The organism is Stenotrophomonas pictorum JCM 9942 (assembly GCF_001310775.1).
GTDB lineage: Bacteria > Pseudomonadota > Gammaproteobacteria > Xanthomonadales > Xanthomonadaceae > Stenotrophomonas > Stenotrophomonas pictorum.
In genome coordinates, this window is sequence record NZ_BAZI01000769.1 from 1 (window position 1) to 631 (window position 631).

Consider the following 631-nt stretch of genomic DNA (forward strand, 5'->3'; position numbering starts at 1 on the left):
CGCTCCGCCACGCCTGTTCCGGGCGATGGTCGGCATGCACACGCAGCCCGTGCACCGCCTGGTCGCCCAGGCGTGCGCGCAGACGTTCGCGCAGCTGCTCCCACGGCATGCTCTGCTGGGGCCGGGCATCAAACAGCTCCCGATATTCCGGCACAAATACAGGCAGCTGGTCAGCACGCAGCCCGAACTGGCGCACCGGGGCGGGAATTTCCGCCTGCTCCAAGCGGCTGCGCGCGATATCGAACAGCAACCCGGCATCGCGTTCGGCTGAAAGCAGGCCGATATCGATGCAGGTCAAGGGCCGGTCTTCATGCTCCAGCAACAGTGAAAACCGTTGAACGCTGCCATCGCGCCCGGCCAGAAACGCAGCCAGGTCGGAGGTCAGCCGCCGCAACGGGAACAGCAACGCCTGCGAGGATTCCACTTCATAGCCCAGTTCGATGCGCAGTTCGAACACCTCCGGCGGCTGATAAGGCTGCAATACGAAAGCACGCTCACCGAGCAATGCATCCAGATGCTGCAGTACTTCCGGAGCAAACCGGCGGTTTATGCTGGCACGCGGCAGCGCCTGCAACTGCCGGACCTTGCGCACGCCCATGCGCGCCAACGCCGCAGCGGCCGCAGCCCCGAA

At 65.1% G+C, this 631-nt stretch carries 1 protein-coding gene; it reads right to left on the bottom strand.

Annotated elements, in window-relative coordinates:
• The coding region (locus JCM9942_RS17590; protein ID WP_484600277.1) for a DNA polymerase Y subunit UmuC family protein at positions 1-631 on the bottom strand (631 nt) is incomplete at both ends.